This window comes from uncultured Gimesia sp., from assembly GCF_937910335.1.
GTDB lineage: Bacteria > Planctomycetota > Planctomycetia > Planctomycetales > Planctomycetaceae > Gimesia.
The window spans coordinates 1-4179 of record NZ_CALEMX010000223.1 but is presented as its reverse complement, the minus strand read 5'-3'; the positions used below and the strand labels follow the sequence as shown (position 1 = coordinate 4179).

Here is a 4179-nt window from a genome sequence, read left to right as displayed (position 1 = left end):
CCGCTTTACCGCGTAAAATTCCGCGCGTACTCACTTTCGGGACACCCACTAACTAGATAACTGTTTTATGGAGTTGTATGCCGATATCTTGCTGTAGCACCCTCAGGTAACATGGCCAGATACCTGAACAACTCAATCACTTCTTCTTTGGATAATAAATTCAATAACCCATCCGGCATAGATGATTTTTTTACCGGACTAATCTCATCGACTTCATTTTTATTTATGAGCTGTTTCTTTCCTTCACCTGTCAAAAGCAGGATCTGATCCGGACCTGCCGCCCCCATCATCCCGGTAAACACTTTACCGGCATCCGTTAGAATCATAACGGTGGGATATTCTTCCGCGACAAAGTGTGAGGGAAAAATCGTAGCCATTAAGACTTCCTTTTGCTGTAATCTGCGGCTGACATGTGTGAGATCCGGTCCAACCTTTTCCCCAATTTTCCCGAAACGGTGACACTTGACACATGATGCTTTCACAAAGGATTGTTCACCCAACTTTAAGTTCAACTCCTGCTTAGCTGGTTTTCGCAATTCACTCTTTATCTCCTGATATTTCCAACGGCTGTCAGGAGCTTCGACTGGCAGGACAGCAGCGATCTCATCCGGGTATTTTTCCGCAAACCATTTTTGCCAGACCAGGAGTGGGGATTTCTGTTCTTGCTCACTCTGATTCAAATTCAGTCCGGTCCAGTGTTCTAACAGTTTCACTGCAATTTGTTGCCCTTCAGGATCCTGTTCCAATCCCACTAAAATGACCTGACGAACCCACTGTGCCTTGTTGGAACGCCGACGAAATCTGGCCAATGACCTCATCACTACTTTCGCCTGCTCTCCCTGCACGACATTGAGAGACCGAACCAGTATTCTCCAGTCGGGGTCGCGGCGCTGGTTTTCCTTAGCGTACCAGCTAATCGCCTCTGCAACGTCATTCCGACGCTCCGGATAGGATTCAAAAAGTTCATGCAAATACATCAACGTCGTTTTGTCAGCGATCCGCGCCATGGCGATTAATAATGCGTTCAGCTTACGCTCGGTCTGAGCCTTCGTATTTTTTTTATCCTGCAATTTGATTTCAAGCTCACGCAATGCAGAAAACTCTGCTCCTGTGATACGCTCCAGAGGTGCTCCCGCAATCATAATCCGATAATCACCCTGAGAAACCTCTTCAATGAAGGCGTCCGCCAACCCTTCGATTTTCAGTGAGAATTCAGTATCCCCGGCCTGCACGAAATTGATCGTTCCGTTCAGCAATAGCAGCAGTTGCACCGCTCTCATGAGGTTGAATCTTCTCCGGATGATCCGCTTTTGCGTGAGCATGTTTTAATCCTGATTAATTGCCAGATGCTGATAGAAATCATTTTAAGATATTGAGTCTAATACTAATCTTACTTAAGATCACATACTTCACACTATGTTCATTTCGTATATTTGTATAAAATTCGAACAGGTGTTTCAGTTTTACTTCAAAAGTTCAGGGACGAAAATGAGTTCATTTCAGCCAAACCATTCCATCATCTTCAGAAGTCAACTTTTCCTTTCCATAGCATGCCTCCTGATTATTCTGACTGTCGGATGTTCATCGCAGGAGAGTTCGCAGTCTCCCAGCATCACATCTGAGAACCCGAGTCAGTCAGCACAAGCCAATTCCCCTGAAATCAAACCAGGTAAAACCGTAGAGATCACGCTCACTTTGACTGACGTTCATGGTTTTAAAGAAATGATAGAAAAACAAAAGGGAAAAGTCATTCTGGTTGATTTCTGGGCCACATGGTGCATTCCCTGCGTAAAGAATTTTCACCATACGGTGGAATGGAAAAAGAAATTTGCGGACCAGGGTCTGACAGTCATTTCTGTCAGCATGGATGAATCAGACCCAGAAACGCAAAAATCGGTATTACAATTTCTGGAATCCAAAGAGGCACAGTTTATCAACATCTTGGCAACTGCAGAAAATAATCAGGACACAATGGATACTTTTGGAATTGATGATGGGGCTTTACCACATTATCGAATTTATGATCGAGCAGGAAAGCTCATCAAGAAGTTTTCATTTGCTGATCCGAGCCAGCAATTCACGCAGGCTGATATCGAGTCTAGTCTGGAAGTAACCCTGAAATCGAAATCAGAATAAGCCACTCCCAATTTTCAGAGATAGTCACATGATGCGTAGACTTTGGTCGACGGTCCTGGATGAAATTCTTGGTTATTATCTCCTGCACCGATATTTCTATTACAAAAAACGACCACTCATTCTATCCAATGCCGGAGAAACATCATCAGAACTTCATAGTGGCGACCTGAATACTTTTTTCTCTCCCACCCCGCAAGCGGCTCGGTTGGAATACCAATCACATTTAAACCCTGCTTCCCAATCGACGTTTGATTCTGCCCAAATCGAAGATTTTCAATTCCCCAGTTCGATCCAGACCGGTTTTCCTGAAAATGACCTGGTAAAGGGCCGTCATTGGAAATCTACGACTACTGCCCGCGGAACAGATTCAAAGAAATGCTATACCGTGGTTGCCGTTGACGGCATTGTACAGATGGGTGTGAGAAGTTTTAACAGACTCGCCCGTCGATTAACCCCTGCTGGCATCGATGTCATCATGATGGACAGCCCTTTTAACTTCAGACGAACACCAGAAGGTTACCGTCCCGGTCAATTGATTGCCGGCGGAAATTTAGACCATCAATTAACAGTAGCACGTCAGGGAGTTCTCGATCTCTGGAGCCTGATTCTCGCCCTACAGAAAGAAGGACGCCAAATCGGCCTCGTGGGCATCAGCCATGGAGCCTGGATGACTCTAACAGCGGCTCTGTTAATTGAACAGCTCGAGTTTGTGATGGCGATTACTCCCCCCGTTGATCTCTTTCACATTCTTGAAGAAGGAGGAACGGTTGTAAAAGCCATTCGCCGCGGCGTGGCACATGAACCGATAGATCTAGACAGACTGGAACAACTCAGCAGACCTCTCGTTATCGCAAACTGGACAACCAAAGTTCCCACCTCAGCCATTCACCTGCATGTAGCAGATTATGATCGGTTCATACCCTCTTTCCGCATTGAGGCACTCGCTGAACGATGGAAGACACAATCATCCCACCATCCATTGGGCCACATCGAAGCGACCACCGGCCCCAAGGTAGTTTCTCAGGTTAGCTCTGACATCTTGCATTTCTGGAATCTGAGTCAGTAACAGCCGAATAACAGGCCTCCCCTCACAGTTAAAAACGACTTTCACAACTTCTTTTCCACGTCCTGTCAGCAGTTCAAATTGCAATCGTTATAACCTGTATGATCAGTCTTAACTCGATCACGATTACAAATTATTCACCAATATTTGTTGAATAATTGCATCATGTTGTCGCTTTGCAACTTATTCTTTGAGCAAAGAGTTCATTAAAGTTTTACTTTTACCAAGAGGTAACTTGAAGCTTGAGCGGGCCGGCTCTTTGATCTTTTCGTTAGATAAAAGATTTTAATTCGTCTTTATAGTAAACCTTGTTTGAATCAATTCAAATTCAAAAAGGGAACCGCCAAGGGGTCAACTATGCAGGTACGAGTTCGCGATTTAATGACGGTCAATCCTGTCAGTGTACTGACCGGAACAAGCCTCCAGGAAGCGGCAGAGCAAATGATCCTGGCAGAGTCTGCAGAAATCTATGTCACCGATCAGCAAATGAAATTGCTCGGTGTCGTACCCGATTATCAAATTCTCAAGCATAAACTGATGTACCAAAACCTGGAAGCTCCCATTGATTCCATTATGCATGTACAGCTTGATGCACTCTCGCCTGAAAACGATGCACTGCAATTGATTCATTTTTTCCGTGATCGCCGAAACAGCTGCATGGCTGTTACCGAAAATGGGCGACTCGTGGGCAAACTGAGTTGTCGCGATCTTTTCCGAACCATCATGGCTCTGGAGTCGATCGAATTGACTGAAGAACCGGTTTCAAACACAGAATCAGCGAAAACAGCAGACTCTCATTCGACCGTTTCCACCATTAACCCACCCCATTTGAGCAGACAAAGCTTGAGAAAAAGTGTACTCCAACTCAACGGTGCCAAGAGCGAATCATAACTCTCCCAACCTGTAATTATGGGGATTTCAGTTCAATCCCCATATCTTGGAACAGGTATATCATATCCTCCCAGACATTCTTCTTTGCT

4 protein-coding genes are annotated in these 4179 nt (G+C 45.1%); 3 read left to right on the top strand and 1 reads right to left on the bottom strand.

Going from position 1 to position 4179, the window contains the following annotated elements:
* Positions 1 to 65: 65 nt before the first annotated feature.
* Entirely contained in the window at positions 66 to 1280 is a 1215-nt protein-coding gene (locus Q0668_RS08580; RefSeq protein WP_298862894.1) for a hypothetical protein, read from the bottom strand.
* Between the two features lie 208 nt (positions 1281 to 1488).
* Between Q0668_RS08580 and Q0668_RS08575 the strand changes: the two genes are divergently transcribed.
* From Q0668_RS08575 to Q0668_RS08565, 3 genes are all read left to right on the top strand, one after another.
* A complete protein-coding gene (locus Q0668_RS08575) occupies positions 1489 to 2136 on the top strand; it encodes a TlpA disulfide reductase family protein (protein ID WP_298862891.1) in 648 nt (215 codons plus the stop codon).
* Between the two features lie 28 nt (positions 2137 to 2164).
* On the top strand, positions 2165 to 3202 hold the full coding sequence (locus tag Q0668_RS08570; RefSeq protein WP_298862888.1) for a hypothetical protein: 1038 nt from the start codon (positions 2165 to 2167) through the stop codon (positions 3200 to 3202).
* Between the two features lie 354 nt (positions 3203 to 3556).
* On the top strand, positions 3557 to 4090 hold the full coding sequence (locus tag Q0668_RS08565) for a CBS domain-containing protein (RefSeq protein WP_298862885.1): 534 nt from the start codon (positions 3557 to 3559) through the stop codon (positions 4088 to 4090).
* Positions 4091 to 4179 lie beyond the last annotated feature (89 nt).

Excerpts from the sequence above, each read along its gene's own strand:
- Q0668_RS08580 (WP_298862894.1), bottom strand. The coding sequence starts at position 1,280 with ATGAGAGCGGTGCAACTGCTGCTATTGCTGAACGGAACGATCAATTTC.
- Q0668_RS08575 (WP_298862891.1), top strand. The coding sequence starts at position 1,489 with ATGAGTTCATTTCAGCCAAACCATTCCATCATCTTCAGAAGTCAACTT.
- Q0668_RS08570 (WP_298862888.1), top strand. The coding sequence starts at position 2,165 with ATGATGCGTAGACTTTGGTCGACGGTCCTGGATGAAATTCTTGGTTAT.
- Q0668_RS08565 (WP_298862885.1), top strand. The coding sequence starts at position 3,557 with ATGCAGGTACGAGTTCGCGATTTAATGACGGTCAATCCTGTCAGTGTA.